This window comes from Ectothiorhodospira variabilis (assembly GCF_022227625.1).
GTDB classification, from domain to species: domain Bacteria; phylum Pseudomonadota; class Gammaproteobacteria; order Ectothiorhodospirales; family Ectothiorhodospiraceae; genus Ectothiorhodospira; species Ectothiorhodospira haloalkaliphila.
Map to the genome: position 1 here is coordinate 254,490 of NZ_JAJNAO010000001.1, position 26,983 is coordinate 281,472.

A 26,983-nucleotide genomic window follows, 5' to 3' on the forward strand; every position below is an offset into this window, starting at 1 on the left:
GCCTCCGAGGCCCGAGCCATGAAACAACCCTCTGCCCTGAAATCCATTACCTATCACGGTCTGGAGACCGGCCCTCGTCTCATCGTCCTCGGGGCCGTGCACGGCAATGAGACCTGTGGTACCCAGGCCATCCACCGGATGATGCAGGAACTGGACGCGGGGAAGAGGGAACTGGCCCGGGGCACACTGACCTTCGTGCCCATCACCAACCCCCTGGCCTGGCAACTGGAACAGCGCAACGGCGAACGCAATCTGAACCGCAACTTTCGCCTCACGGATACCCCGGAAGACTTCGAGGACCGCATCGCCAACCGCCTGGGGCCGTTGCTCCAGGCCCATGACGTGCTGCTGGACCTGCACTCCTTCCATACCGGCGGCGAGCCCTTCGTGATGCTGGGCCCGCGTAACAATGACTCCGAGCTGGAGTATTTTCAGCAGGCCGAAGCGGAACAGGCCCTGGCCCGCTGCCTGGGGGTGCGCCGCATGGTGGAGGGCTGGCTGGACACCTACGCCCGGGGCGTGGCGCGGCGCCTGCGCAACCCCAACGCCAGCCTGCGGGCTCAGATGCTGAGCACCGACCCCGGTTATGGCATCGGCACCACCGAATTCATGCGGGCCCATGGGGGCTATGCGGTGACGCTGGAGTGCGGACAGCACGACGACCCGAACGCACCTGAGGTGGCCTATCAGGCCATCATCAACACCCTGGCACACCTGCAGTTGCTGGATCTCCCCGCCCCCACGCCCCGTCAGGATGTGGAAGTCCTGCAACTGGTGGAAGTGATCGACCGGGATCACCCAGAAGACCGTTTCACGCGAGCCTGGGGAAGCTTTGACCCGGTCCAGGCGGGTGACGAGATCGGTCACCGGCATACCGGCGAGCCCGTGGTGGCCCCCTGTGACGGTTTCATCGTCTTCCCCAACCCCAACGCCCTGCCGGGCAATGAGTGGTTTTACCGGGCAGAGCTCAGCGACCGCTTTTGAGGACAAGAGCCTGAGCAGGTCACTCCGTGCCCTGTGCTGATCGTCCGTTTTTCTTCTTCTTCCGCCGCACTCCATCCAGGACCTTGAGCTGCGCCACGGCGCGCAGGAATTCCGCATGGGCGGCATCCCGGTCGGTGAACAGCACGCTCTCGCGCATGATCTCCTCGGCGTCACGCTTGGCCTCCAGGGCCGCCTTCTCGTCGATCTCGTCGCTGCGCAGGGCAGTATCCGCCAGCACGATCACCCGATGGGGCTGGATCTCCAGCATGCCACCGGAGATGTACAGCAGATCCTCCTCGGTCTTCCCCTCGGGCAGGTAACGCACCACGCCCGGGACAATGGGCGTGAGCAGTGCAGAGTGGCCGGGGAAAATCCCCAATTCGCCGCCGGTGCCCGTCAGGCAGACCTTGTGCACGGAGCCACTGAACAAGGCTGCCTCAGCACTGACAATCTCCAGATCCATGGTCGCCGTCAACGGTACGGATTGCTCTTTAACGGTCACACACGTCTCCTGCCCTTGCCCTTGGTCGCACCACTGCCACTGGTGGGCTGGGTCGGCACCTGGATGCCGGCGTCTGCCATGGCATTGAGAATCAAATTGACCACCTTATCCCAGTCATGAAGCTTGTCAGTGTTGATCACCAGATCGAATTGGTGGAAGTCGTTGGTGCGCCGCTGCACCATGTTCCAGAGAAACTGTTCGCGCTGATGATTGATGGTTTCCACCTTCTCCCGGGCCTCGGCCTCCGGCAGATCCTCATCCAGGGCCACGCGCACGGCACAATGCCTGGGGGAGCCGGCAATGCGAACCCGAAAGGCCCCCCGATCCCGCAGGAAGATATGCGCGCCCCGGCCCACGATGACCCCGCCCTTGGGGCTGATGGCCAACAGGACATCCACCAGTGCCCGCCGGTAGGTGGTGAGGAAATAGGCATCGCCGGAGAGCACGGAATACACCCAGGTACTCTTCCAGGCAGAAACCTTCTCGTCCAGTTCCCGAAGCAGATTGCGGTCCTGCTCGGCGTGCTTGGCCACACGATCCAGCAGTTCCTCGTCAAAAAACTCCACCTGTAACCGCTCGGCCAGCAGGCGGGCCACCTGCTCACCGCCCGCGCCGTAATCCCGGGAGACAGCCACCAGGGGTGGCGTTTTCGCAGCCCTTCCCCGGTCGGGATCAATCTCCCGTGACTGGGTACGAATATAACGCTGCAGCAGTTCGTTGACGTCGCGCATGCACCACCTTCGGCCTTGTCCGAGGATTCATGGTACAACGTGTGCCTGCTCACAATGAATAACCCACTGCCAATGCCAGCTGCAAAAGGATCCGACGCGCTCATGCATGATGAGGTCCCCTATTTCCGTCCCGTACATCAAATCTGCCAGCGACAGGTGGTGACCTGCCAGCCAGGCGAAAACCTCGTTGATGTGGTAAAAACCATGAGGGATAAGAATATATCCAGCGTGGTGGTCTGCGATGAGGGGGGCGCCCCCATCGGCATCGTCACCGACCGGGACCTGCGCAACAAGGTGGTGCCCTCGGACAAGGCACCCGGATCGTTCCTGGTTCAGGACGTGATGAATAGCCCGCTGACCACGATTGGCGAACATGATGTGCTGTATGAAGCGCTCTATCGCATGTCCAACCAGGGTATCCACCGGCTGGTGGTGGTGGACTCGGAGGGGGCACTCAACGGCATCATCACCGACACGGATATTCTGCGCATGCAAAGCCATTCCCCACATCAACTGGTCAGGGATATCGAACGGGCGCGCAGTATTGAGGATCTCAGCGCCCTGCACACCCGCATCCAGGACCTGGTCGTGCACCTGAGCGGCACCACCACACCGGTGCGCGACATGGTCAAACTGATTGCCAACCTGAACGATCAGATCCTGCTGCGCCTGGTGACCCTGGTCAAAAAGGAGCAGTTTCCCAACCTGGCCCGCGGCTACGCTTTCGTGGTGATGGGGAGCGAGGGACGCTGCGAACAAACCCTCTCCACCGACCAGGACAATGCCATCCTCTACGCCGATGACCTGGACGAGGACGAGATCCGCGAGATCGAGGCCTTCTCCAACACCCTCATCGATCATCTCATCAGCATCGGCGTGCCCCCGTGCCCCGGCGGCATCATGGCCAAGAACAAGGCCTGGCGGCGCAGCCGCTCCGAATGGCTCAAGGAGCTGGACCGCTGGCTCATCACGCCCAGCCCGGAGAACATCCCCAACGCCAGCATGTTCACTGACATCCGCACCCTGCACGGGGATCAGTCCCTGGAGAAGCAGCTCAAGCAGCATATCTACAAGCGACTGGCCGAGAACAAGCTATTCCTCATGCGGATGGCTGAGAACATGCTGCGTTTCCAGCCGCCGTTGGGCTGGCGCGGCAAGATCAAGACGGGTGCTCAGGGCGCGGGACGCGGGCAGGTGGACCTCAAGAAGGGCGGTATCTTCGCCCTCACGGACGGTATCAAGGCCCTGGCCCTGGAGGCCGGCGCCCTGGATGGTGGTACCCACCAGCGGCTGCAGATGCTGGTGCGCAAAGGGGTGCTGGCCAAGGATCAGGCTGGCGATCTCGAAGAGAGTTTCGACTTTCTGGTGCTCATGCGCCTGCGCGGCCAGGTGCGGGACATCGAAAAGGGTAAGACTCCCGGCAATACGGTGATGCTCGATGAACTCAGCCAGATGGAACAGGGCAAGCTGCGCATCGCCTTCGAGGATGTGGCCAAGTTTCAGCGCTTTATCAGCAGCCACTTCAATTTGGGACTGCTGCGCTGAGACCTCCAGGGAATCTCCCACACCAGGGATCGACCATGCCACACGCCTGCCATACGCCGCCCCCGGGCCCACCGGTGGCCACCTACTCCATCGTCGCCCGGGACCCTGATTCAGGACGGATGGGGGTGGCGGTGCAGTCCCATCATTTCGCAGTGGGCAGCGTGGCCCCTTTCGCCAGGGCTGGCGTGGGGGTCGGCACCATCCAGTCATTTGCACGATTGATCTACGGCAGCGAAGGCCTGCGTCTGATGCGGGAGGGCTCCAGTGCCGGAGACGCCCTGCGCCGGCTGCTGGCCCGGGATCATCACATGGACTTTCGGCAAGCGGCCATGGTGGACACCGAGGGCAATGCCGCCGCTCACACGGGCCAGCTCTGCATTGACCAGGCGGGCCACAGTCTGGGCGATGGCTATGTGTGTCTGGGCAACATGCTGCTCAGGAAGGACACCTGGGATGCCATGGGCAGCGCCTTCGAAGCGGCTTCCGGGGAGTTGCATCACCGCATGCTGGCAGCCCTGGAGGCGGCACAGAACAACGGTGGCGACCTGCGCGGTCGACGCTCGGCGGCCATGATCGTGGTGAACGCCAAGGCCACCGGTGATCCGGCGGAGGATACGCTGCTGGACCTGCGGGTGGAGGACCACACCAGCCCGGTCAAGGAGTTACGACGTCTGGTCACCCTCTGGGAGGCCTATGACCACAACACCCGGGGCGGGCATCACCTCCGGCATGGTGAATATGATCAGGCCATCAAGGCCTTCATGCGCGCCGAGGAGCTGGCCCCAGAAGAAGCGGAACTGGTTTTCTGGCGCGGGGTGGCCATGGTCAATGCGGGCTATCTGGAAGAGGCCCGCCCCCTCTTCAGAGGTCTCTTCAAGGCTTCGGACCACTGGGCGCTGCTGCTCACCCGGGTGGCCCGCAACCGCTTCCTGCCGCACGACCCTGAACTGCTGCGCACGCTGATTCCCGAGGAGTTCAGGGAAGCATCAGAGGTGGCCGAAGCGCTTGAGCAAAACGGCTGAGCCGATGATGCCATGAGCTTTGGCATGGAAGAGATCCTCATCGCCCTGATCGTCACACTGGTGGCGGGGCTGGTGCACGGTGCCTTCGGCCTGGGATTCCCCATGGTGGCCACACCGGTGCTGGCCCTCTTCACCGACGTGATGACGGCCATCCTGCTCACCCTGGCCCCGAATATTGCCGTCAATCTCTGGAGCCTGCTGCGCGGCGGCGGTTGGCGGGAGAGTGTGGCCCGTTACTGGCCGGTGGCCGTATGGATGCTGGTGGGCTCGGGCGTTGGCACCCTCATCCTGGTAGCCATGGATCCCAACCCCTTCCGACTATTGCTGGCCGCCACGGTGGTGCTGTATCTGGTGTCCGACCAGCTCAAACGGGTGAACTGGAGCTGGATGCGACGATACCCGGGACCCAGCGGTGCCGGGGCGGGCTTCGTGGGCGGCATACTGGGTGGCACGGTGAACGTGGGCGGCCCGGCGCTGATGATCTATTTCCTGGAACTGCGGATCGCGCCGCTGGTGCTGGTGCAGGCCATCAACCTGTGCTTCCTGCTGGGCAAGAGCACCCAGGCGCTCACCTTCGCCGCCCTGGGCCTGCTGGGCCTGGAACTGCTTTGGCTCTCCCTGCCCCTGGCCATCACCGCCCTGATCGGCCTGCAAGCCGGCATGTGGATCCGTGAACGGGTGAACGCGGACACCTACCGGGGCTGGCTGCGCGGGCTGCTGTGGCTTCTGTGCATCCTGCTGGTCGTGGAGTTTTTCCGGGAACTGTAGCAAGGGCGGACAACCGCACCGCAAGGCATCCATGCCTTGCCGACAGCCGCACCTCGTCAGTAGCAGGGTGCGACTGTCGGGATCAGACCGGACTAGGACTTGCTCTTCTCCGAGATCTCCTTGAGCTCCTTCAGGCTCTCCCGGAAGCGCTCATCCAGTTTCTGCATGGAAGACTCCTGGGCGGCGCGCATGCTCTCGCTGATCTCCCGCATGTTCGCACTCATGCGCTCGTACATGGCACCGATCAGTTCCACCTGGTGACTGGGCAGATCACCGGCCTCCGACCTGGACAGCTTCTCGGTGTTCTTGTTGACCTCCTCCATGGCTTCCTTCACCAGTTCCGACTGACGCTTCATGAGCGCCTCGGTGCTCTCGAAGAGGGTGCGATTGGCGGCCACCATGGCCTCCACGTTCTTGCGCTGAGCCTCCATCAGTGCCTTCGTGTCCATCTGCGGCATCTGATACTGCTTCAGCATCTGATTCATCTGTTCCATGTAACGGTTCGGATCAAACAGCTTCATCATCTCCGACATGTCGAAGGGGTTTTTCTGTTCTGCCATGTGTCCTGACTCCTTAGGGGTGTTGGGAAGGCGTCATGAACGCCTTGGTGAACTCACTCCCCGAGGGTAGACGAAAACCGCCACTCATACACCCTCCCTCTGTCCGGATGGCCGGGGACAAAGCTGTGGATAAAGCCTGAGCTCGCGGTGGATGAATCAGGGTCGTCGAGTTATCCACATTCCACGCACACCCTATCCTTGAATTGCCCCAACGGTACTGCACAGGTTTCAATGAATACAAAGCCATGATTTATAATGTTTTTTACATAGTTTTCCCGCTTTGACCAGCCCCCTTATTATTATTATTGGTAGTTAATTAAAAAACTTGTAATAAAGGGCGCCACAAAAAAAATTCATCGCCTCAGCCTCCGTTGTGGGTGATCCCGTCCCCCTGCACCCTGATGGTTTCAGCTTCAATACGGACCTCCCGCCCCTGGATGACCAACTCACCCCGGGGAGTAAGGCGAATCCCGGCATTGGCATGACCAATATGGATTTCTCCGGACTGACTCTGCAGGGTGACTCTCCCGCCGGCCCACATCGCCAGTCGACCGCTCGCCACATGGCACTCCAGATCCCCCTGCCGGACCTCCAGGCGCATGCCACGTCCCGCCTTCAGATCCATGGCTCCCTGGCTGCGCTGCTCCAGATCCCCCTGTGCTGCCTCAAGATGCACATCACCTCCTGCCTGAATCCTCAGATCCTCCCCGGAGGACAACTGCAAGGAACCCTCTCGGGTCTCCAGGGATGAAGCCCCCTGAACGTTGACACGCTGATCCCCGCCTACCTCCAGAATCTGATCCCCACCCGTCTGAATGGACAACGCCTGTCCCGCCTGCCAGAGCATGCGGCCATCATCCGCGTGCAGGGCCAGGTGGGGGTCTTCCGGCGTGGCATCCATGAGCAGACGCAACCCATGGTCCCGCGTACTGAGCCTGACACGGGGACCGTGGGGCTGATCGTCCATGAGCAGTTCGTTGCCCCCGTGGGTTCGCAACAGGTTCTGGTGGCGGTTGTGAGCGGTCACGGGACTGGGGTGGTCGGTATTGGGCAGGGCGCCCAGGATGATGGGGCGGTGCGGATCGTTGTTCTCGAAGGCCACCAGCACCTCCGTGCCCGCATGCAGGGGAAAGTGAAAGCCGAAGTCATCACCCGCATAGGGTGTGAGCATGCGCACAGGATGGCTGGCCTGACCGGGTGGATGCTCACGGGAGTCGAAATCAAACCGGATCCGGTAACGTCCCTGGGCATCCAGATGGACGGACTCGCCCTCGGGCCCGTCGATGCGGGCCACAAAACGGGCGCTGCTGCGGTGAGGCTTCAGCGGCGGGCGATAGGATTGAGTGGATGGGATGAGTTCAATCCGTGTGCTGAACGCCGGGCCTGGGGTGGGTGCGCCCTCGGGCAGACTGGAAGCCTGCTCCCCGCGAATTTGCAGGGCCGTGATGGTATAGGTCTGATTGAAATCGGGATGAGGATGGCCGGTCAGGGTGATCCGTTGCCCCGGGGTCAGGCCCCGATGCCCCGTCCAGGCCGAGAAGCTGAATCCCTGCGTATCCAGGGCCTCGGCTCGCATCCGGGCCAGCTGCTCACCCTGGCCCGGGGTGCCAAAACCGGCCCCCCAGTGTTCCTCAATGCCATGCGAGGGCTGTTTGCACGCCTGCCGGGCATGCAGCACGACCTGGGGATGGTCCGGGCAGTGGTCCCTGAGGTCCACCGCCGCGGGCATCAACCGGGACCGGGGCTCCAGCCGGTAGACGATGTCCGCGGGGGCATGCTGTCCGCTGTGAGCGTGATACGGCAATCGCCTGACGGGCGCCTCGGGCAGGTCACGCGCATCATCGTGGATGACCAGGGTCGCCCCCTGCCGGGATTGTTCAAAGCGGTAAAACAGGCCGTGAAAGGCCATCAGGCGGGTCATGAAGGCCAGGTCGGACTCCTCCACCTGAACGATCAGATCCTCCACCGGGTCATCGTCCCGACAGGCCATGCGCCATTGGGCCGGTGTCCAGCCATGGCCCTGCAAGACCTCCTCCACCACTGCCCGCACTCCCATGCCAGGGAAGACCCGGTTCTGGCGGGTCCGGGCCAGGGGCGCCAGCGGGGATTCCAGGCGGATGTGCTGGATCACCCCCTTGCCGGTCGCTCCCGGGGACTGATCCAGCGCCGTGACCAGGCCATGGATGCGGGGTGCGGTGGTCCCCCGGTCAAGGCACAGACAGGCGGCCTGCCCCAGGACTTCGCTGGCCACCCAAGGGGAGTGACTGTGGCAGCGGACATCCAGGCGGTAGGAGCGTGACAGGGCAAAGCCCTGGCTGCTGAAGTCCAGCACCGTGAGGTGTTCGCCGCCCCGGCCGGGCAGCTCAAGCCGAAGACGAGGCCGCCGTGTCATGAGGTTCATGGGCATGTATTCCAGGGGGTCGGGTCGTGAAGGCGCTATCCGGCCAGCTGCGGGCGATGACCAGGGCAGGTAATCCGGATGTGGGCAGGGTATCCATGCCCAGCACCGGTCCCTGGCACCCCAGCCGGGGCAAGCGCCGGGATACGTGTTCGAGGGTCAGCACAAAACCATGACGGTGGCCCAGAACCCTGCGGACGTCGGCCGCCAGGGCCACACCCGAGGGCTGGCCGGGTGACAGCGTACGGACCTGATCCATGGGAAGCGGGCCGATGACGATATTGATGGGGCCACTGCGGTCTGGCACCCGCTCGCCCAGATGGGTGTCCATGCCCAGGCGGTTACCCGGTGACCTTCCCAGGTGGGTGGCGGGAGACAGGCTGACCCAGTGCGGCTGGAACTGTGTGATCCGCACGGGAGCATGAACATCGGGACAGCACTGCCGGAGCCAGCGGCCGATCCGCGCCGAAAGGGCATCGGCGCTGACCTCGCCGCTGATGCCTCCCATGAATGGGCCCACGGTTGCCCTGTGCTGAAAGCCCTGGCCTCCCAGGGCTGCCAGGCAGGCTTGCAAAGGATGATTGCCCTGCCCGTCGATCAGGGTTGGGCGTGAGCGCTGCCACACACGGTAGTTCAGGTGGGCCTGTCGATGGCCGAGAATATCCAGAAAACCCCTCAGGGTCCTTGCCTCCGGGCTATCGCCCTGGGCCACCTCGCGCCAGGCGACGGGCATGTGGCCTTCCACGCCATACAGACCCGAAGTGGGTGCGCACAGGTTGATCCGACCCTGGCTGTCCGGGAGGGTCTTCAGTGGCGACGAGGGAAAGGACAACCCAGGATCCGGCGAGACCATCACGGGTTCTTCCCGATGCAGATGAACACGCATCCATTCCAACAGGCCACCCTGTCGCAGGCGTTTGTTCACCTGTGGGTCAGGAGCACCTGCAGGCCGCCGTGCGGGGCTCATGGAAGATCCCCCAGGCCGGTCACGGCACCAGCAACACGAAGGGATGGTCGAGATTCCACCGGCATCAAGCCCGAATCCGGGCGATGCTCCAGGTACAGCCGGACAAAGCTGTTGAGTGGTGCGTAGTGGTTCAGGAAGCGCTCCAGCACCGAGGCAAAGAGCACCCGATCCGCCTCGCCGGCGAAATGGTCCTCATTCACGCGCAGGCGGGCTTCCAGGCCGTGGAGCACGGCCCCGCGTACCATGCGGTTGCAGGGGGTGACGGTGAGCTCCCCCAGGCCCTCAAGCCGGCGCCGCTGTGACGCACTGCCACTGCGATCCAGCAATTGCATCACCTGCCGCAGTGCCGAGGTGGACATCATTCCCTGTTGACGCAGGCAGACCAGGGACACCAGATCCCATCGCCACCGCGCCCGATCCGACGGCGGATAATGCGGCGTCGGACGAATGAGATGAGTCACTTTCAGAGTATCCGGGATGTCCTTCACCCCGTGAACGGTCGTGCCGGGACCCAGGTGACGGTGGGGCAGATCCCCGTTATGGGCCAACAAGCGGCATGACAGGGTTTCCGGGAATACGGCCTCGGCCGGATCCAGGTCCAGCCAGGTCTGCCAGCGGCCATTGGGCCCGGGCCGTGGCAGGACCTGGTAAAGCGGTTGGTCCTCGGCCATGCCAAGGGTCAGGGCTGGGCGGTAAGACCGACGCTGGGCGTTGGTACCATTGATCCCGATGATCTGTTCCACCCGGTGGGCATGGATGGATTGCCGTGCCCGGGCATCGGGTAATAACGGGTAACGGGAGCGACCCGGTTCCCTGGCGATGGGCTCGGCGGTGTGTTCAAACAGGTTGATGGCCGGGATGCAGTGCAGCCGCAGGCTCTGGGTGGTCACAGGGATGCAGGTGGGCAGATGCACATCCAGTTGCAGGTGCAGGGTGAATTTCCCGGTTTCCCTGGGGAGGCGCTCACGGCTTCCGGTGTACAGCCTCAGGAAGCGAAAGGCCTCGGGAAAATGCAGGTAGTCCTGCAGCAAGTGCAGCCCGGCGTGGGAGGCGTCCACCCATGGCGTCATGGGGGCCTGCCAGGGGCGGGGGGCAGTGTCGACAACCCGGTCCCCGACCAGGGGACGTTCTCCCTGCCCTTCCACCCACAGACTGAGGGCCCGGGTGTGGTGACGCAGGGCATGGACCAGTTCTGCGCCGCCACGCGGATCGGCGGCATACAGATCCAGGTACTCGGGCAGCACTATTGAGGCACCACGGGGGTCATGGACTTCAAAACACAGGGATACCCGCGTGCCGCCGGGCGTATCTGCTGTTTCGATACTCACCAGTTCCAGGGGGTGGAGGGTCAATTCGGTAACGGTGCGAAAGCGGCAACGGGTGGATTCGTTGCCCACCGGATCACTTTCCACCATGGCTCCGGCTGGCACCGTCTGTGTCATGCCGCCTCGCAGTCGCGGCTGAAAGGCGAGGATGGTGCAGGCGGGATAGGCACTCATGGCGCCGGGCCACAGTTGTTCCAGCAATGCCCCGGCAATCTCCGGGAGGTCATCATCCAGGCGCCGGCTGATGTCGGCGTGAATACGCGCGACCCCCTGCAGGAGGGTTTCCATCCCCGGGCCCGGATTCTCCGGTGTGTCCAGGCCCAGGCGCCGGGCCGGTTCCGGGAAATCTTCCGCAAACTCCCGGGCGGCACGATCCAGGTGCATGCGTTCGCGCAAACATGCCTCGTCCCGGGCATGGGTGAACTCACCCGGTGGGCAAAGATATTGAAGGATGTCCATGGGGCCTCTCTTCCTTGATGAACCGGTGGCACCCGCACCCCTCTTCCATGGAGGAAGAGGGGCTCTGGAGCGCCTGTTTCCTAACGGCCCTCGACCCAGGAATCCTGGAATTCGATGTTGCCGTCCACATAGGTCCAGGTGATGCGCCCGTAGCGCAGGGAGACCTCCTCCAGGTGGGGATAGCGCTCCTTTTCCAGATCCTTGACGTTGTGCATCGTGGGTTTCACCGAGGTCACCTTCACGTCCTCCAGGCGATGGCGGAAGTATTCCCGCTCACTGCCGCTGTCATCGATGCGGAACCAGCTGATCACCACCTCCGAGAGGGTCTGGCCGTTGCTGCAGGCCTTGTAGAGATAGGGGGAGACCTTATCGAAGGTCTTCACGAAACGCAGGGGCTCGTGTTTGCGGGTGCCAGTCAGGCTACCGGTGTCGGAATCCGTGGGGATGCGGATCTGGTGATCCAGTTGCAGCACCTCCACCGAGTTGCGCCGGCCGGTGATCTGCACGGGCCCCTCCACGGGGGCGCCCTGGTCGTCACGGATGCTCAGGTAGGCGGGTACGGCCATGTCATGCTCTCCTTGCAATGGATGGTTGGGGACTTCAAGGGCTTGCCCCTTTACCGGGGCGGGGATCTGGGAGTGGGTGATTTACCCGGCGTCCTTGGGCATCTGCGCCACCAGGGACAGCCGCACATCCACCCCCTCGATCTGGAAATGAGGCATCACGAACAGATTCACGGCATACAGCCCCGGGTTTTCCGGAATCTCCTCGACGCTGACTCGCCCGTCCCGTAGTGGATGACTGGCCACCAGGGCCGGGTCCGGGTCCTTCATGCGGGTGACCAGGGTCTGCAACCATTGATTGAGTTCATCCTCCAGCACCTGGCGGGACTTGCTGGCGCCGATGTTCTCCCGCTGCAGGATCTTCAGGTAATGGGCGATGCGGGACACCAGCATCACATAGGGCAGACGGGCGTTCACCAGGCTGTTGGCCGTGGCTTCCGGTGACGGATATTCGCCGGGCCGTTGGGTGGAATTGGCTGAGAAGAAACAGGCGAAATCCCGGTTCTTGTAGTAACTCAGGGGGATGAAGCCCATGCGGGCATACTCCAGTTCCCGGCTCTCGGAGATGAGAAACTCCGTGGGCATGCGGGTCTGCAGGCCCTGGCCCAGGTCGTACTGGTGCAGGGGGAGGCCAGGCACCTTGCCGCCGGATTCGGGGCCGCGGATGTTCACCGCCCAGCCATGATCCCGGAAGCTCTCGGCCATGTTGGCGGCAAAGGCGAAAGCCGCATGACCCCAAAGGTACTTGTCCGGTTCCGGCCCCAGGGTGTTCTCCTGATAGCAGAAGCTGCGCACCGGGTGATCCTGGCCGTAAGGCAGGCGCAGCAGGAACCGGGGCAGGGTCAGGCCCACATAACGGGCGTCCTCACTGTCCCGGAAGGCATTCCACCGGATGAAGGCCGCCTGGTCCATGTGCGCCCCCAGGTCCTGGATGCGGGGCAGTTCGCTGGCCTTGTGCTTGCCGAAGAACCGGGCCCCCACCGAACCAATGAAGGGACAGTGGCAGGCGGCGCTCACCCGGGCAATCTCCCCCAGCAGGCCGATGTCCTGAGCGGTGTTGTCGAAGCTGTAGTCGGAGATCAGCGCACTGACCGGCTCGCCGCCGGGGGTGTCGTATTCCTGCACATAGATCTGACGGTACAGCCCGCTTTGGGTGGTGTCAGCGGCATCCTCGAAATCCTCCTGAAGATCCTCCTTGCTCACATCCAGCAGTTCCAGCTTCACGTGGGCACGGGGATCGGCCCGTTCGGTGAGAAACTGCAGGCTGCGCCAGGCGGCCTCCAGCCGCTGAAACTCAGGATGATGCAGGATCTCGTCCAGTTGTTCGCCGATCAGGCCATCAATGCGGGCGATGAAATCATCCACCAGGGTCTTGTCGATACGCGCAGCGCTCCCGCCAGTGGCAGGGGGTTCCAGAAAGTCCAGCAGCACCCCCAGGGCGGCGGTGAGGCGATCTCCCTGGGGGGCCTGGGCCAGTTCCCCCGCATCGCTGAAACGGTCCAGATTCAGCCCCTGTTCCAGGGGGGTGACGGCGGCCAGATTGCACAGGCGGGCGTAGGGTGCTGCCTGACTTGGGGTGTCCACGGTCTGTGTGGCGGTCATCTGCATCTCCTTGCAGTCTTCCCGGGTGATGGGTTTGCGGACTTGAGTGGCTGATCAGTGTTCGGTGGTGTCTTGTGATGAAGCCTCGGCCGGGGGTAGCAGGCGCTTGAGCTGACCCTGCAGGGTCTTGAGTTGTTCGTCGTCTCGAACGATTCGGTCCAGCTCGCGGCGCAATGCGGCGTTGTCCAGCAGGCTGGATTTGAGTTCCTTGAGCAGATTGCGCATGGCCATCAGACGGGCCAGTGAAGGCACCCGGGCTGCCACTGCCTCGGGGGAAAAGTCCTTCATGTGCTCGAAGGTCAGATCCACCGGGATCTCCTGACCCTGCGATGAGATCCTGTCCGGCACGGTAAAGCGCAGTGACGGGGCCATGTCCTTGAGCACCGCCTGCAGATTGCCGCTGTGAACGACCGTGCGCGGGCGCTCTGCCACGCGGCCCTGGGCACGCCCGTGGCTGAAATCACCCATCACCAGCATCTTGAAGGGCAGATCCACCTTCCGGCGGCCGCCACCCTGGTTGACCTCCAGGGCGATGTTCACACGTGCGCGGGGTACTTCATTCTGAAAACTGCGGGTCATGGCAAGGGTCCTCATCCTTGTGGTGTTGGTTTGTCATGCAGGCCCGGGGCGTGGTCTGCGACCACACCCCTCGGGCAGGGTGAAAGATTCCATGGCGGCCTTGGGGTCCAGACGCGCCAACTCCTGTTCACAGTCCTGTATCAGCGCCTCCTGGGGCAGCCCCCGGCCGTGCAGCGTGATGGCCACCTGGCGCAGACGGGTGAGCAGCGTCCAGCCCATGGCCGGCTCCCAGTCCACAATCCTGATCGTCTCCAGTTGCGACCGGGCAGCCTGCAGGACCGGAAGCGCCACATCCGGACGCCGGGCCCGTAGACAAAGATCGGCGCGGGCAATTGCCACCATCAGGCGCTGTCTTTCGGTGGCCATGGGCCAATGCTCCAGGACCTGCCAGGCATCGGGCACCGACAGGTCCTTGAGGGCATCGGAATCCGGTGCCGGGGCATCGTGATCGACGGGCGATAAGGAGCAGGTCGGCAGCAAGGTCTGACTGGATTCCATGGCAGGGTCGTCCCGTAGCCAGGCGAGGGTGGTGGCATCGGCAAAGGGTCGGCCATCCTCGAAGCACAGGGTTTCCAGACCGGGCAGGCGCTGGATCAGGGCGCGGGCCTGGGATTGAATATCCAGGGCCAGATCATGGGCGTGGTGATGTTCGGCGGCGATGGCCAGCCGCTGTTGCAGATCCAGGGCCAGGTGGAACCCCGATTCGAAGAACAGGGCGCCGCCGCTTTTGAGCACGCCCGCCCAGTCGCCACGGGCCTGAGCGTCATCCAGGCAGGCCCATCCCCCCGGGCGTGGTGGCGGGATGCGGGTGATGCCCTGGTCGTGGGGTGGCAGGGTCAGGGGCGCCCAACGGGCTGCACGGGCGAAGGCCAGGGCCTCGATGGGGCGGCCTTCCCTGTGCAGGGCGTCGTGCAGGTCGCGGGCGGTGGACAGCAAGGCCTCCGCAGCGGTATCCACCATCCCCGCAGGAACCTGTGCTGCGATGGCGGGTGGTGATGGCTCGGGCTGGGGTTTCTGGCCCAACCCCTGCGGCGCAACGGATGCCTCACTCTTTGCGCCTTGGCCCGTCACCGTCTCCTTTCGGCGGGCCTGAAGCCACTGACGTAGCACCTGCCAGCGGGGGGGCGTTTCCGGATCATCCCAGGGCCCCTGGGCCAGACACGTCTCAATGTGCTCGAGGTCAACCTCGATGAGGTCCAGCGCGTCCGTGTCCGGGGTGGCACCCAGTCGATTCAACAGGAGCCTGACGCGTTCGCTGTTGAGCCAGTCCAGGGCAGCACGTCGCTGGGCAGGCTTGATGGGGTGGATGGGGGAGTCCTGGCATTCCAGCAACTTTCGGTAGAGGGCCGTGCCGGTGATGAGTCCATCGATCTGATCGCGAGTGATCAGCGTCAGCCACAGATATCCCGCCACCCGCAGATCCTTGGCCTGAGTGGCCAGGAAACCGCTGGCATCCTGTATGACCTGGTCAAAATCAGTCCCCTGAAGACGCCCCATGGCCTGTTTGATGGCCAGCAGGGTGGGATGATGGCGAGGATCCTCGACGCCCGAGCCCTCGGGCAGAGGCGCAGTTGCCCGCTGGATCAGGGAGTCGGGGTCATCCAGTGCTGCAGACGCTTGATGGGATATGGCCTTCATCCACGACTCCCAAGGAAGGGTGAGCGGGTCAGCTCAAAGCCGGTGAAGAGTTGCTGGCGCAGGAAATTCTGCTGTCGATCGGGGCGAATCCGGAAACGGATCTCCTGCGGGTCGCCCTGGCCTTGATGGGGCAGTTGCCAGCGGGTGGTATAAACATGGCCCTCCCCGTCATCGGCCTCTACATGGGCCTCATGCAGCAAACGGAACAGACCCCAGATGCCCTCCTGGCGGTACTCGCCAGTGGCGAGGCCATGATGGTCCACGGCGCGAACGCGGGCACCGGGTGTGCCGGCATCACCAGGCCAGGCGAAGCGCCGCCATTCCTGGGGCTCGTTGCGGTAACGGTACACCTGGCCATTGCTCTCGAACACCACCTCGCTCAGACCGGGGCTGGGCATGGGATAGAGGTGAAAGCTCAATTGGGCCGTTCCCTGGCCATGGGCAAACAGGCTGCGGGTGATCTCGTCGGCCTGCGCCATGTTCCGGACGAAGCCCCGTGAAAACGTGGGTCCCACGCCGATCCAGGTCCGGGGTCGCCACGTTCCCCGGGTGTCCTGCAGGAAGGGGCTCAAATGTTCGTGAACGAAACCCCAGAGCAGGCCCTGCTCGGGGTGAAAGAAATCCACCACGTCCACCAGTGCAGCATCCCGCCCCTGGGGATCGAAGGGGAAACGGCCCGCCAGACCGTCCCGCCACGGGCCCATGACCTGTCCCTGCCATTGGCGTTCCAGATCCCCGACCGCTGTGTACACCAGGGTTCGCCAGGGCTCGCGCACCGCGGATCGCAGCAAGGGCTCGAGCATCGGGCGTTCCGCAACCGGGAGATCGGCCAGCAATGAGGAGGTCGACATCCAGGCCGCCTGCAACGGGATGTGACCACCCCGCCCCTGGAGGAGCCCGGCGGCGGCTACCCGGGCCTCTCGGCCAGGATCGGCACTGGCCATCAGGGATTCCAGATGTGAAGCAATGGCCCGCAGGGTATCCAGGTGGTCGCTGAGGGCGGTGCTCACCAGGGCGTCCTCCTCCGGAGATAACAACGCCAGCAGTGGCCCCGGGTTATCCTGCCCTCCTGCCAGAACGGGATGTTGGAAGCTGGATGTGTCAACGCCCCTGGAAATTGTCCCCAGGGCCTCATGGAGAGGTATGGGTGATTCAGACAGAGTGAGATTGTCATGGGTCCAGCTGGCCAGGCGGGTCAGGGGGCCGGTTTCGGCACCGAGCCGCCCCAGGCCTTCGGCGGCGGCAGACAGATCGCGAAAGGGCATCACGCTCAGACCAGCCAGGAAGTCTCGCCATGCCTCCTGGTAGTCGTCCAGATAGCGTTGGCGCAGGTCATGGGTCAGGGCCTCCACCTGTTCCGGGTCCATCGGTTGTCCCGCGTGGGTGTCGGTGTCGTCCTGGGTGACCCAATCCCCCTGCAGGGCCTGCTGCACCAATTCATCAATGGTGGGGAGCGCGAACTGTTGCCAGGCCTTGGCAGTGTAGAGCCGCGGCAGCGTGTGCTCCGCCCGAATCAGTCGTGCCCCATCGCGCCCCAGGATTTCCTCAAGCACAACGCTGCCCATGTCCCGCGCTGCCCGGGACTGCAGCCGGGCATAGGCGGCCTGGGGTGAGGCCTCCGTCTGAAGTTGGCTGCGCACCTTGGCTACCAGCCCGGATTGCATGGGGGAGTCGGGTGTCAGGCCATGGGTGAACCAGCGACGCCAGAGTGCGTCCAGGGTCGAGGCATCCGGTTGATGGACCGGGCCATGGGAGGGCAGGCTGGAGCTCATCAGTGTGGTCAGTCCTTCCAGGAGGATGTGCTCGTCCCGACGGTCGGGCAAATGGATCATCAGATAAAGCCTCAGATCCTCATAGTGGAGCGGGCGTTCGAGTTCCCGCTGCGCCGGTTCGAGGGATATCCATTGGCGCGCGCGCTCCTGGATGCGCGCCTCCAGCAGGTTGAGGGCATCAGGCAGGACCATGGCGTTCATCACCCGGGCCACGCTGTCATCCAGGGCCACAGCCTGGTTTCGGGGCCACCAGGGAAGAGGATGCAGAGGCAATGGCGCATGCCCATGGGGCGATTCCAGTCGCTGGCCATGGGCATGGATGGCCGCCAGGCTGGCAAGGATCTCGGGCTCCCGGTCCTGTACGTTGTCGGACAGCGCCTGCAGCAGGCTTGCACTGGCGCCCATCAGGTCCGCCTGGGTGCGCTTGGCGGGATGCAGCAGGGTCAAGGACGATACCAGCAAGGCCGCCGTGAGGATGAGCAGGGTCCCTTGCAGTGCCATGGTGCGAAACGCCTGGCGTTGGGTCGGTTGGGCCGTTGCGGGGTCGCCCTGGATGCGCTCCAGGGTCAGGCTCGCCGTATCCTCGGCTGTCCGGTTTTCGGCCCCCGTGGTGCCGGTCAGGTACAGCGTCAGTATGGGGGGCATCTCCTGTCCGGGTTCGGGGCGACACAAGCGTGTGAGTGCATCCCGCAGGCATCCGGCGGCCCGCTCCATGCGATGGGGAAAGGCGATGATTTCACTCCCCCTGACCGGATCGCGGCCAAGGTCCAGTGCCCTGAGTCGCTTTCGGTCCAGGTCCTCCAGAAGATCGCCCAAGGCCTCATCCAGCTGTGGCAGGGTGTCCCGCTGAGGGTTCAGTGCAAAACTCCAGACCCGATCATCTTCGTCCGCCAGGACCGGCGCCAGCCAGGTGAACCCGGGTATCTGATCCATGTGGGTGAGCATCAGATGCACCGGCGGGAGCTGGCCCAGGGTTTCACACAGTTCCTGCAGGTGGCGGCGCAACATGCCCACCAGTGCATCCCGTTGTGGCGGGTCGATCTCCAGCAGCGCCGGCAGGCTCAGGGTCAGGATCAGGCCCTTGAGGGGCTGGCGGGATCGGTGTTGGCGCAAACGGTCCAGCAGGTGTCGCCACAGGTCCTGACGATCCGCCTGCTCGATGACCTTCCCCCGAAGCTCCACCCATACGGCACCTTTCAGGAGCCGGAATTCGACCGCTGCACGGGCAGCCGTCTCCTGCGAACCCTGACCTGCGACCTGGGTATAGCCATTCAGGAGTCGGGTCTTGCCACTGTTGCTCGGCCCCATGAGCAGATACCACGGTGCTGCGGCCTGTCGGCGGCGAAGGCCGATTCGGGCTGACGGGGTGGATTCCAGACGCGCATGGATGGCCTTGTGCGCTTCATTCAGGTCCCGGCACTCTTCATCAACAGCATCCCGGGAACCGTTTGCAGGATCGTTGATCGGCGTGCGGTCGCGTTGGATGCGCGCACGCCACCACACCAGCAAACCGGCACACAAGATCAGCAGGAACGCCCAGAGCAGCCATAGGGGCACCCGGTCCAGGCCCGCTCGAATGTCCGACCAGAACAGGACCACCAGTCCAAGGGCCACCACAAGCCCTGCTGCCGGCCCGGCCAGGCGCATGAGGGGACTTCGAAGACGGGCTAAAAGGTGGGTCATGGGAGCACCCGCCTGACGGACTGGATCGGCAGGGCGCGTGAGATGGCTTCAACATGGCTGTCCAGCGTGACGCTAAGGTTCCGGTCCAGGGTGTGCAATTGCCAGCCCTGGAAGAATACGAGTACCGGGATAAGACCCAGGAGGGTGAGGCTGATGCCGCGGATGGAAAGAGGCACAGGTCGCGACCGGTATCGGGTATTCTTCCCGGCCAGGGATGCGGCGGTGGTTGGGTCATCGTCCGATTCCTGCAGTTTTTGCACCTGTTCGCGCAGATCACTCTTCAGGGACTCCAGCCGTTCCGGCCCGCGAAGACGATAGACCCCCTCCAGTCCAAGATGCAGACAGCACAGATACAGTTCCAGCAGGTCCGCATGGTCGCGGGGGTGCTGGCGTAGCTCGGCGAGACGCTCGAAAAAACCCTCACCACCGCGATACTCGCCGAACAGGGTCACCTGCAGGGGTTCTTCGGCCCAGGACTGAGCCAGGGCATCGGTGAGCGCCATGGCGCGTTCATCCACCAGCACGGTCAGGGCATAGCGGGCATCCTGCACGCCCGGTCCCGGAAGGCCTCTTGCCTGGGCACGCCGGCTGAATTGCTCCATGTCTTCCAGGACCCTTTGGCGCCAGGTGGAGGCATCAGATGGATTCTGGTCGGGCTCGTTCAGGGCCGTCAGGGTCAACAGCAGCGGACCGGCGCAGTGAAGATAGGGATTCTTCATGTGGCCTCCCGGTCCCCCACCATGAGTTCCAGTTGCAGATGCCGCAGGCCTGCGGGCAGGAAGATGCCCAGACTGTTGCTCTCCAGCAATGCTTGCCAGGACTCGCCCTGCGGTTCCAGTCGAAAACACTCCCGTCCCCTTGGCACGGGCAGATCCGCTGGGGGACGCGGCAGATGACAGAGGGATACCCCCGGCAGGGCCGTGCGGATCAGCAGATCCAGCTGATCCGCACTGGCCACCTTGGCCTGGCGAGGGAAATCCCTGATCCAGTCCGTATCCTCCCGCTCGGTTCTGACGGTGATGTACAAGAGTTGCGACGAGGAAAGGCTGCGCGTCAGATCACGCGCCTGGAATCGACCCTCGGAAAGCGGCTCCAGGACGGGAGGGCGCGTGTGCAGGGCACGGAAGCGATCCAGCAGCTCCCAAAGGTGTGCCTGGAGCATCTGCAGGCCCGAGGCTGGATCCTCATGTCGATAGAGGGGCAGCGTCCGGTCTTCGTCATCCTGCGGTACCAGGGACTGGATTTCCGCGCAGGTCTCTGCCAGCGCCAGGTGAAGCCCTTCGGGATGGCTCGATTCCATGGCTCGCAGGTGTTCCAGACGGATCAGAAAGCGCTGCAGACAGCCACTCATGGCATGGACGAGATGACGGTCGGCGGGTTTGCACACCGTGCATTCCCCGGCCAGTTCACGGGACTGGAGTCGAATGCGCTCTGCAAGCTGCCCGGTGAAACGCTGCAGTGCGGGTGACGCCTCGATGCTGAGCAGGGGGGGAACAAAGTCGTCGTCGATCTGAAATCCACCGCCCATGCGTGGGGTGAGCCGGGTGACAGGAAGACGTATCAGATCGGGATCCGCGGGTGTTTCGGTGCCCAGGATCAGGTTCAGTCGGCCCAGGGCCACTTCCTGCTGACGCTGGGTGTCGTGCTCATCGGCCAGTTCCACATAGTCCACCTGCCAGGCGCCGCGGCGATGGCCGGCGGCTTCATATCCTGTCATGCCCAGGGCTCGGCGCTCGCGGGTCAATAGGAGATAAACGACGACCGGCTCTCGCGCGGCATCGGGGAGTTCACAGGCCAGGGGTGCATCATCGAAAGGGTCTACCGTGACCAGGCGCCCATCCGGAAAGATGGCTTCCAGCTCGAGGATGCGGCAGATGCCCATGGCGGGGGCGTCCGGATCCAGACGCAGTCGATGCAGACCCCAACTGCGAGGATGGGTGATGCGGAACCGCTCGATCAATGCCTGTTCGTGGTAACGGTCCCAGGCTTGAAAATGCTGCTGGCCGAGGAGAATGCCCTCGCTCCAGATCACCTTGCGGATGGCTGTCATGTACCTGCCCTTCCCTGGCCAGTATTCGGGATTATTCCTGAATGGTCAGCTGGTTACCGCGCAAGCTGACGGTGAGACGCTGATCCATGCGTTTGCCGACGTAACCCTTCGGCAAGGGGGTGACGTCACGCCAGGCGGGGTCCGAAGGTTCACGGAAGATGGCTACAGCCCCCAGGTAGACCGCCTCCGGATGACGCTGCAGTTGCAGATCCGCCTGCTGGGCCGGGTTCAGGATCAACTCCTTGCGACTGAGCGCGGTATCGCCCAGGGTCTGCAGGTCATGCAGCCACAGGTCGCGAAAATCGGCATCCTCGAAGGCCTTCAGGTCACTGAGCTGATAGACCCGCACCACCACAGGCAGGGGCTGTCCTTCGTCACTGAGATTGAGATTGGCGGTGGAGTGCAGATCGACCCGTAGTTGCGGGCTGCTGCAGCCGGTGAGCAGCATGAGCAGGCATAGCCAGGGCCACAGGGGGGGACGATAGCGAGAGGGCCAGGCGTGTTGCCGGGCGGGCATCTTCCCATGGAGCCCGGTGCGGAGGCCGGACGATGGCACGGATGGGCATCGACGGGGTTGGGTGCGCTGGCACCCGCTGACGGGCTGGTTCATGTGGCCACTCCTTGGCTGGGCTTCAAGCCCCTGTGTTCAAGCGATCCTTGCCACGCCCCTGCGGGGCGACGCAGCGACCGAAATTACTCCATATGCCGAGAGGAAAGTCAACACCTCTGCGAGGCGGTGAGAGGGTGTCGAGCCGGTTAGCCCAGGCGTGAAACTCGGGATTTCCCCAGGCGCATGCAACAGTCATTCGTGCTCCACTTGAGTGTGTTCGCTTGTCAAGTCTTGACAAATCCACTGGCCATGGATTGATTAAAAAATCTGAAAAACAGTCACTTATAGTGTTTGATCAAATTTTGATCAAACTGGCCAAGGGGGGCGGCCACACGGGGGATTTCGAGAGTTCCCGACATTTTACCCACACAGTTATCCACAGGTTCTGTGGATAGTGGGATGCACGGGTTCAGCGTCGTCGGGGCGGTGCCGTGAGTGGGTCTTCAGGCCAGGCATGTTTGGGATAGCGCCCTTTGAGATCCTTCTTCACCTCGGGATAGGTGCGTTCCCAGAATCCGGCCAGATCCTGAGTGATCTGTACCGGGCGCTGCGCGGGTGACAATACATGGACCATCACCGGCACCCGTCCCCGTGCCAGGCGCGGGGTTTCGGTGAGGCCGAACAGCAGCTGCAAGCGGGCCGCCAGCACGGGCACCTCCCCCTGGCCATAATCCAGACGCACCCGTGCTCCACCCGGAAGTGTCCAGTGGGTGGGGGCCAGATGGTCCAGGTCCCGGGGCAAGGGCCATTCCAGACGGGCCATCAGGATGGCATGCAGATCCAGGCGGGCCAGGTGGGACAAGCGACTCATGCCGGTCAGCCAGGGGCCCAGCCAGGCTCCCAACTCCTCAAGCAGTGTCTCCCGGGAAAGATCCGGCCAGGGATCGCCCAGGGTGCGATGCAGGAAGTCCACACGCTGGCACAGGGATGCTGCCTGAGGCGTCCAGGGCAGGCTGTCCAGCCCCGCCTGACGAATCCCCTGCAGCAATGCGGCGCGTATGGCTTCGGGATCGGGTTGGTCCACGATCGTCGTGCTCACTGGCAGGCTGCCCAGCATCCGCTCACGTTGTGCCAGGACCGCGCCAGCCTTGGCATCCCAGGTGATCCGTTCACAGAGTGTGAAACGCTCTGCCAGGTGGTGCTCCAGATCCTCCCGGGCAAGCCGTGCCGCGAGGAAGACACGGGCCTCCCGCTGTCCAGCATCCAGGCTGGGAACCACGATCCACTCCTGGCCTCCCAGGGATTCCTGGGCGGGCAGGGCAGCGCCCCGGCCGCCGCTCAGCCGATAGCGGGCCTGGGCGCCCTCGCGGCGAAGTCCGATGCGGTCCGGATAAGCCATGGCCAGCAGCAATCCCACGGGCTCACGGGGTTGGGTATCGCAGGCCGGCTTGCCCTGTGTGCGTGACAAACGCTCCGCCAGGCGCCGGGATTGCTCCCGCACCCGGTGACGTACGCCCTTGTTGACCCGGTGTCCGGGGATCTCACGGCCTTCCAGGGCCTCCAGACGCAGATGGATATCCACCTGGGCCGGGCCATCCAGCCCCATCAACAGGTCCGGCTCTTCCAGCAGCGCGGCCAACTGGCAGGCCGCGGTCTGCTGGCCCAGGCGCAGGCCGGACAACAGCAGATGGGCCAGGCGGGGATGCACGCCCAGGGTGGCCATGCGGCGGCCGTGGTCCGTGGGTCGATGGGATGTATCCAGGGCACCCAGGGCCTGCAACAGGGAACGGGCCTGGGCCAGCGCCCCAATGGGGGGTGCATCCAGCCAGGCCAGTTCCTGGGGGTCAGCACCCCAGCAAGCCAGTTCCAGGGCCAGGGGCGCCAGGTCCGCCTCAAGGATCTCGGGGACGCGCTGGGCCGGCATGGCCTGTTCGTCGCCTTGGGTCCAGAGCCGCAGGCTGACCCCGGGTTCCAGGCGCCCTGCCCTGCCGGTGCGCTGTGTGGCAGAAGCCCGGCTGATGCGCTGGGTTTCCAGGCGCGTCATGCCGGAGGCGGGATCGAAGCGGGGTTTTCTGGCCAATCCGCTGTCCACCACCACGCGAACGCCCTCGATGGTCAGGCTGGTTTCGGCCACATCGGTGGTGAGGACCACCTTGCGCTCTCCGGGCGAAGCCGGGGCCACGGCCTGCTGCTGGGCTTCCACCGGGAGGCGGCCATACAGGGGCAGCACCCTTACCCCGGCGGGCAGATCCCGGGCCTCAAGCCCCTGGGCGACGCGCTGGATCTCCCGCTGCCCCGGAAGAAAGGCCAGCACACTCCCCGTTTCCTCCTGCAACACCCGGTGCAGGGTGTTCACCATCAAGGATTCCATGTCCGGACGGGGTGATCGACTGGGCGGTAGGTGGTGGATTTCCACCGGATGGTGTCGCCCTTCGCTGGTGATGACCGGCGCATCACCCATGATGCGGGCCACGGGTTCGGCATCCAGTGTGGCCGACATCACCAGCAGACGCAGATCCTCCCGCAGCAGCTCCCGGGCCTGCAGGCACAGGGCCAGTCCCAGATCGGAGATCAGGCTGCGTTCGTGAAATTCATCGAAGATCACCAGGTCCACGCCCTCCAGGCCGGGATCCTGCTGCAGACGCCTTGTGAGGATCCCCTCGGTGATCACCTGAATGCGGGTATCGGGCCCCAGCCTGCGTTCCAGGCGGGTCTGGTAGCCCACGGTCTGCCCCACCGGCTCGCATAGTTGCGAGGCCATGAAGACGGCAGCCCCCCGCGCAGCAAGTCGGCGTGGCTGGAGCATGAGAATACGGCCCCGACACCAGGGCACGCCCAGCAATGCCAGGGGCACGCGTGTGGTCTTGCCGGCCCCCGGCGGGGCCTGCAGCACGGCAGTGCCGCCCTGCTCCAGCGCCTTGAGCAGCGGCGGCAGCACCGAGTCGACGGGTTGGGCCGGTCCGGGCAGGGTCAGGATGGCCCCCTCTTTTCCGATATCGGAAACAAAAGCTCAGAAAAAAGATGCTGTATCAAATTGCTGGAGCACGGACAGCGTGCAATGGTTTTGCAAGGGCAGCAGATAGCGATACCTCTTGTGTTGCTCGAATGTCCGGGGTGCCGTAGACAGGACCACTCGAAATCGGTGTATTCAGGCAAAATCATCGCCACCTCTTTCGGCATTATAATGGTCCATCTTTTATGGACTGCAAAAATTCCACTAGCTCATGCACTCGGGTAGATGGGTTATCGGTTCCGTGCTCTTTGGCCGCGCGTAAAGAGCGTGCGGCGTTACTCTTGGCAAATTCCAGTTGACCAAGCAGCAGGGCAAACATGTTGTCTGCTCCTTTTTCATAGTTTGGCAAATAGGCTTTGAGCTCGGAGAGCACCTGATTGCCCGCACTGTTACCTGGTAACGCTGAATAGGGTCGGGTACTGTAGGTAAAATGTAACAGCAACCAGTACTCGAAGGATGGCACTGAATTTACCGCAATGAAGGTCTCGCGTGGCTGTGACTGGGCGATAGCGTTTAGAGCTTCGTCATAGTTTGCGTGAGCGTCCTTATCGAAAATACAAAAGACCTTATCAAATGCATCGCCTGCGTCTTTTTCTTCACGATAGCGTTGTTTGGCATACCGCAGCACGTCACCTGGGTCCGAACCGCATTCGCCGCAAACCTCTACGTTGGCAGTGTTCAAGTCATGGTGACTTCTAAGCCCTTGAAAATAGTAGGGCTCAGTTTTCTCGCCTTCGCAAACAATAAGCACTTTGGCATACGGATCACGCCTTGCGGCACGTCGTTGCAACCGTTTTATACTTTTGGCCCGGCGTTTATGGAAAAGATTATCCGTACCCATCACCCAACCTGTTTCAGTGACCGAGTAAACGGCAAGGCGCCATACCGACCCGAAAGATAAGCCGCCTCCAGATTTTCACGTCCCTTGCGGGGACTAAAATCGGTTAACGGGTAGAGCATGGTAGATTGGCTTTTATCCTTTTCGCAAAACCAGATCTGATCACGACGGAAAACGTCCTGATTCAAAATAGATGTCTCGTGCGTGGTAAAAACCAGTTGAGCATTATTATTGTTCGTTTCGTTATCGTGAAACAGCTGGACCAGAAACTGAACCAGACTAGGATGAAGGTTGTCGTGAAGTTCGTCGATGAACAGTACGTAACCGTTGGTAAGCGAGTCAATCCAGGGCCCTGCGAATGAAAACAACTTTTGTGTACCTTCAGACTCATCGCTAAAGTCAAAGGTTACATCATGACCCTGACTATCTTTATGGACAGTTTTTATATCAATGACTTTCTTGCCTTTTAGGTCCTCGGCGATGACGTCACGTAGCGATCCCGGCATATCCTCCGGCAATGCATCAAGGTCAAATGGTTTGGTTTCTACCAAAATGTCATCAATATGCAAGTCAGCAGCATGAAGAAAGTCCATGATCTTTTTTTTATCGCTGCTTTCACACAGTGATGCACTGAATCCAGGTCCCCAGGCGCCAACATTGGCCAGGCGTAAAGTTTTTTGGAACCAATCAAAAACAGGTCGTAACTGCTCACTGTTGAGCTGAACAGCCGTTGATAAAAACAAGGAATTATCACGAGTGGATTTTACCCAAAGCTGCTTTTCACCTGTCAGGTTACTGCCTAAGTCCCAATCATAATGCTGCTCAGTTGGATTCCAGGCACGACCAAACCATCGTTGCGATCGGCCCTTGGGATAGGCCAGCAGCCATTCCTCATGGATGCGGTCAGTGGTGGCTGTAAATCCGTATTGGTAGCGTACACCGTCAACCAGAAAGGTCACTTCAAATTCACTGGGTGACTGACGCGCTTCGGGGGTCAACCGGAAGGGTGTGACGGGCAACTTATCCCCCCGTTGCAGATTAATGGCGGACTCCAGGACCACTCGCTTCATTGCTTGGAGGGCCAAGAACAAATTTGATTTGCCGCTGGCATTCGGCCCGTAAATGGCTGCTGAGCGCAATAGGCCGATGTTATTGGGAGCTGCCGTGCTGAAGGTATTGGTATCCATCATTTCACCACCCTTACCCTTCGCCAGGGTAAAGGTTTGTTCCTCGTGAAATGACCGAAAATTGGCCACAGTCATCTCGATGAGCATTTGAGGTGCCTCAGGTGCAGTGAGTGATATGACTGGACAAATCTAGCAGTCAAACGCTTTAAAATCCAATTTTTGGCAAAAAATACCAATTTCTTCGACGAAATGGATTCACACAGGGGGTTCCGCGTTCCGGGGTGAAGGCGGGCGCTTGAATCGGGCA

21 protein-coding genes are annotated in these 26,983 nt (G+C 62.7%); 4 read left to right on the forward strand and 17 right to left on the reverse strand.

Features of this window, described 5'->3' with window-relative positions; translation table 11 throughout:
- Positions 1-18 precede the first annotated feature (18 nt).
- Positions 19-984 (forward strand): M14 family metallopeptidase, encoded by a 966-nt coding sequence (locus LPW30_RS01165; protein ID WP_239679865.1) that lies wholly within the window; start codon positions 19-21, stop codon positions 982-984.
- A gap of 19 nt (positions 985-1,003) precedes the next feature.
- On the opposite strand, the gene LPW30_RS01170 is transcribed toward LPW30_RS01165, so the two are convergent.
- Together LPW30_RS01170 and LPW30_RS01175 are read right to left on the reverse strand one after the other, a co-directional pair.
- Positions 1,004-1,486: a F0F1 ATP synthase subunit epsilon gene (locus LPW30_RS01170; protein ID WP_238624032.1), complete on the reverse strand. Its 483-nt coding sequence runs from the start codon at positions 1,484-1,486 to the stop codon at positions 1,004-1,006.
- Positions 1,483-2,217, reverse strand: coding sequence for a cytidylate kinase-like family protein (locus LPW30_RS01175; protein WP_025280306.1), 735 nt, complete (start codon positions 2,215-2,217; stop codon positions 1,483-1,485). Before LPW30_RS01175 ends, LPW30_RS01170 begins: the two co-directional genes overlap by 4 nt.
- Positions 2,218-2,319: 102 nt before the next feature.
- On the opposite strand from LPW30_RS01175, the gene LPW30_RS01180 reads away from it, so the two are divergent.
- Genes LPW30_RS01180 through LPW30_RS01190 form a run of 3 tightly spaced genes read left to right on the forward strand, consistent with a single transcriptional unit; the run spans position 2,320 to position 5,552 of the window.
- Positions 2,320-3,762, forward strand: a complete 1,443-nt coding sequence (locus LPW30_RS01180; RefSeq protein WP_239679866.1) for a putative nucleotidyltransferase substrate binding domain-containing protein — start codon at positions 2,320-2,322, stop codon at positions 3,760-3,762.
- Between the two features lie 35 nt (positions 3,763-3,797).
- Positions 3,798-4,784, forward strand: coding sequence for a DUF1028 domain-containing protein (locus LPW30_RS01185; protein ID WP_238624034.1), 987 nt, complete (start codon positions 3,798-3,800; stop codon positions 4,782-4,784).
- A 24-nt stretch (positions 4,785-4,808) separates the two neighbouring features.
- Positions 4,809-5,552 carry a sulfite exporter TauE/SafE family protein gene (locus LPW30_RS01190; protein WP_239679867.1) on the forward strand — a complete coding sequence of 248 codons (744 nt, stop codon included), beginning with the start codon at positions 4,809-4,811 and terminating at the stop codon, positions 5,550-5,552.
- A 92-nt stretch (positions 5,553-5,644) separates the two neighbouring features.
- On the opposite strand, the gene LPW30_RS01195 is transcribed toward LPW30_RS01190, so the two are convergent.
- From LPW30_RS01195 to LPW30_RS01265, 15 genes are all read right to left on the reverse strand, one after another.
- Positions 5,645-6,112 carry a phasin family protein gene (locus tag LPW30_RS01195; RefSeq protein WP_025280302.1) on the reverse strand — a complete coding sequence of 156 codons (468 nt, stop codon included), beginning with the start codon at positions 6,110-6,112 and terminating at the stop codon, positions 5,645-5,647.
- A 361-nt stretch (positions 6,113-6,473) separates the two neighbouring features.
- Positions 6,474-8,513 carry a type VI secretion system Vgr family protein gene (locus tag LPW30_RS01200; RefSeq protein WP_239679868.1) on the reverse strand — a complete coding sequence of 680 codons (2,040 nt, stop codon included), beginning with the start codon at positions 8,511-8,513 and terminating at the stop codon, positions 6,474-6,476.
- Positions 8,476-9,435 (reverse strand): type VI secretion system baseplate subunit TssG, encoded by a 960-nt coding sequence (locus LPW30_RS01205; protein WP_239679869.1) that lies wholly within the window; start codon positions 9,433-9,435, stop codon positions 8,476-8,478. The genes LPW30_RS01200 and LPW30_RS01205 overlap by 38 nt, the downstream gene beginning before the upstream one ends.
- A 38-nt stretch (positions 9,436-9,473) precedes the next feature.
- On the reverse strand, positions 9,474-11,261 hold the full coding sequence (tssF, locus tag LPW30_RS01210; protein ID WP_239679870.1) for a type VI secretion system baseplate subunit TssF: 1,788 nt from the start codon (positions 11,259-11,261) through the stop codon (positions 9,474-9,476).
- 80 nt (positions 11,262-11,341) lie between these two features.
- The gene (locus tag LPW30_RS01215; protein ID WP_025280298.1) at positions 11,342-11,827 is read right to left on the reverse strand and encodes an Hcp family type VI secretion system effector; all 486 of its coding nucleotides are present in this window, start codon (positions 11,825-11,827) and stop codon (positions 11,342-11,344) included.
- Between the two features lie 81 nt (positions 11,828-11,908).
- Positions 11,909-13,426, reverse strand: coding sequence for a type VI secretion system contractile sheath large subunit (tssC, locus tag LPW30_RS01220; RefSeq protein WP_026623838.1), 1,518 nt, complete (start codon positions 13,424-13,426; stop codon positions 11,909-11,911).
- Between the two features lie 54 nt (positions 13,427-13,480).
- Positions 13,481-14,005 (reverse strand): type VI secretion system contractile sheath small subunit, encoded by a 525-nt coding sequence (tssB, locus tag LPW30_RS01225; protein ID WP_238624039.1) that lies wholly within the window; start codon positions 14,003-14,005, stop codon positions 13,481-13,483.
- Between the two features lie 33 nt (positions 14,006-14,038).
- The gene (locus LPW30_RS01230; RefSeq protein WP_239679871.1) at positions 14,039-15,643 is read right to left on the reverse strand and encodes a TssA family type VI secretion system protein; all 1,605 of its coding nucleotides are present in this window, start codon (positions 15,641-15,643) and stop codon (positions 14,039-14,041) included.
- On the reverse strand, positions 15,640-19,098 hold the full coding sequence (gene tssM / locus LPW30_RS01235) for a type VI secretion system membrane subunit TssM (protein WP_239679872.1): 3,459 nt from the start codon (positions 19,096-19,098) through the stop codon (positions 15,640-15,642). Before tssM ends, LPW30_RS01230 begins: the two co-directional genes overlap by 4 nt.
- Positions 19,095-19,817: a type IVB secretion system protein IcmH/DotU gene (icmH, locus tag LPW30_RS01240; RefSeq protein WP_239679873.1), complete on the reverse strand. Its 723-nt coding sequence runs from the start codon at positions 19,815-19,817 to the stop codon at positions 19,095-19,097. The genes tssM and icmH overlap by 4 nt, the downstream gene beginning before the upstream one ends.
- The gene (tssK, locus tag LPW30_RS01245; protein WP_239679874.1) at positions 19,814-21,148 is read right to left on the reverse strand and encodes a type VI secretion system baseplate subunit TssK; all 1,335 of its coding nucleotides are present in this window, start codon (positions 21,146-21,148) and stop codon (positions 19,814-19,816) included. Before tssK ends, icmH begins: the two co-directional genes overlap by 4 nt.
- 31 nt (positions 21,149-21,179) lie before the next feature.
- Positions 21,180-21,665: a type VI secretion system lipoprotein TssJ gene (gene tssJ, locus LPW30_RS01250; protein ID WP_238624044.1), complete on the reverse strand. Its 486-nt coding sequence runs from the start codon at positions 21,663-21,665 to the stop codon at positions 21,180-21,182.
- A gap of 502 nt (positions 21,666-22,167) precedes the next feature.
- On the reverse strand, positions 22,168-24,636 hold the full coding sequence (gene hrpB / locus LPW30_RS01255; protein WP_239679875.1) for an ATP-dependent helicase HrpB: 2,469 nt from the start codon (positions 24,634-24,636) through the stop codon (positions 22,168-22,170).
- A gap of 241 nt (positions 24,637-24,877) precedes the next feature.
- On the reverse strand, positions 24,878-25,552 hold the full coding sequence (locus LPW30_RS01260) for an RloB family protein (protein WP_084307033.1): 675 nt from the start codon (positions 25,550-25,552) through the stop codon (positions 24,878-24,880).
- The gene (locus tag LPW30_RS01265) at positions 25,552-26,823 is read right to left on the reverse strand and encodes an AAA family ATPase (protein ID WP_239679876.1); all 1,272 of its coding nucleotides are present in this window, start codon (positions 26,821-26,823) and stop codon (positions 25,552-25,554) included. Before LPW30_RS01265 ends, LPW30_RS01260 begins: the two co-directional genes overlap by 1 nt.
- Between the last annotated feature and the right edge of the window lie 160 nt (positions 26,824-26,983).

Coding starts and splice junctions, on each gene's coding strand:
- LPW30_RS01165 (WP_239679865.1), top strand. CDS start 19: ATGAAACAACCCTCTGCCCTGAAATCCATTACCTATCACGGTCTGGAG.
- LPW30_RS01175 (WP_025280306.1), bottom strand. CDS start 2,217: ATGCGCGACGTCAACGAACTGCTGCAGCGTTATATTCGTACCCAGTCA.
- LPW30_RS01180 (WP_239679866.1), top strand. CDS start 2,320: ATGCATGATGAGGTCCCCTATTTCCGTCCCGTACATCAAATCTGCCAG.
- LPW30_RS01185 (WP_238624034.1), top strand. CDS start 3,798: ATGCCACACGCCTGCCATACGCCGCCCCCGGGCCCACCGGTGGCCACC.
- LPW30_RS01190 (WP_239679867.1), top strand. CDS start 4,809: ATGGAAGAGATCCTCATCGCCCTGATCGTCACACTGGTGGCGGGGCTG.
- LPW30_RS01195 (WP_025280302.1), bottom strand. CDS start 6,112: ATGGCAGAACAGAAAAACCCCTTCGACATGTCGGAGATGATGAAGCTG.
- LPW30_RS01200 (WP_239679868.1), bottom strand. CDS start 8,513: ATGAACCTCATGACACGGCGGCCTCGTCTTCGGCTTGAGCTGCCCGGC.
- tssF (WP_239679870.1), bottom strand. CDS start 11,261: ATGGACATCCTTCAATATCTTTGCCCACCGGGTGAGTTCACCCATGCC.
- LPW30_RS01215 (WP_025280298.1), bottom strand. CDS start 11,827: ATGGCCGTACCCGCCTACCTGAGCATCCGTGACGACCAGGGCGCCCCC.
- tssC (WP_026623838.1), bottom strand. CDS start 13,426: ATGACCGCCACACAGACCGTGGACACCCCAAGTCAGGCAGCACCCTAC.
- tssB (WP_238624039.1), bottom strand. CDS start 14,005: ATGACCCGCAGTTTTCAGAATGAAGTACCCCGCGCACGTGTGAACATC.
- LPW30_RS01230 (WP_239679871.1), bottom strand. CDS start 15,643: ATGAAGGCCATATCCCATCAAGCGTCTGCAGCACTGGATGACCCCGAC.
- tssM (WP_239679872.1), bottom strand. CDS start 19,098: ATGACCCACCTTTTAGCCCGTCTTCGAAGTCCCCTCATGCGCCTGGCC.
- icmH (WP_239679873.1), bottom strand. CDS start 19,817: ATGAAGAATCCCTATCTTCACTGCGCCGGTCCGCTGCTGTTGACCCTG.
- tssK (WP_239679874.1), bottom strand. CDS start 21,148: ATGACAGCCATCCGCAAGGTGATCTGGAGCGAGGGCATTCTCCTCGGC.
- tssJ (WP_238624044.1), bottom strand. CDS start 21,665: ATGCCCGCCCGGCAACACGCCTGGCCCTCTCGCTATCGTCCCCCCCTG.
- LPW30_RS01260 (WP_084307033.1), bottom strand. CDS start 25,552: ATGGGTACGGATAATCTTTTCCATAAACGCCGGGCCAAAAGTATAAAA.
- LPW30_RS01265 (WP_239679876.1), bottom strand. CDS start 26,823: ATGCTCATCGAGATGACTGTGGCCAATTTTCGGTCATTTCACGAGGAA.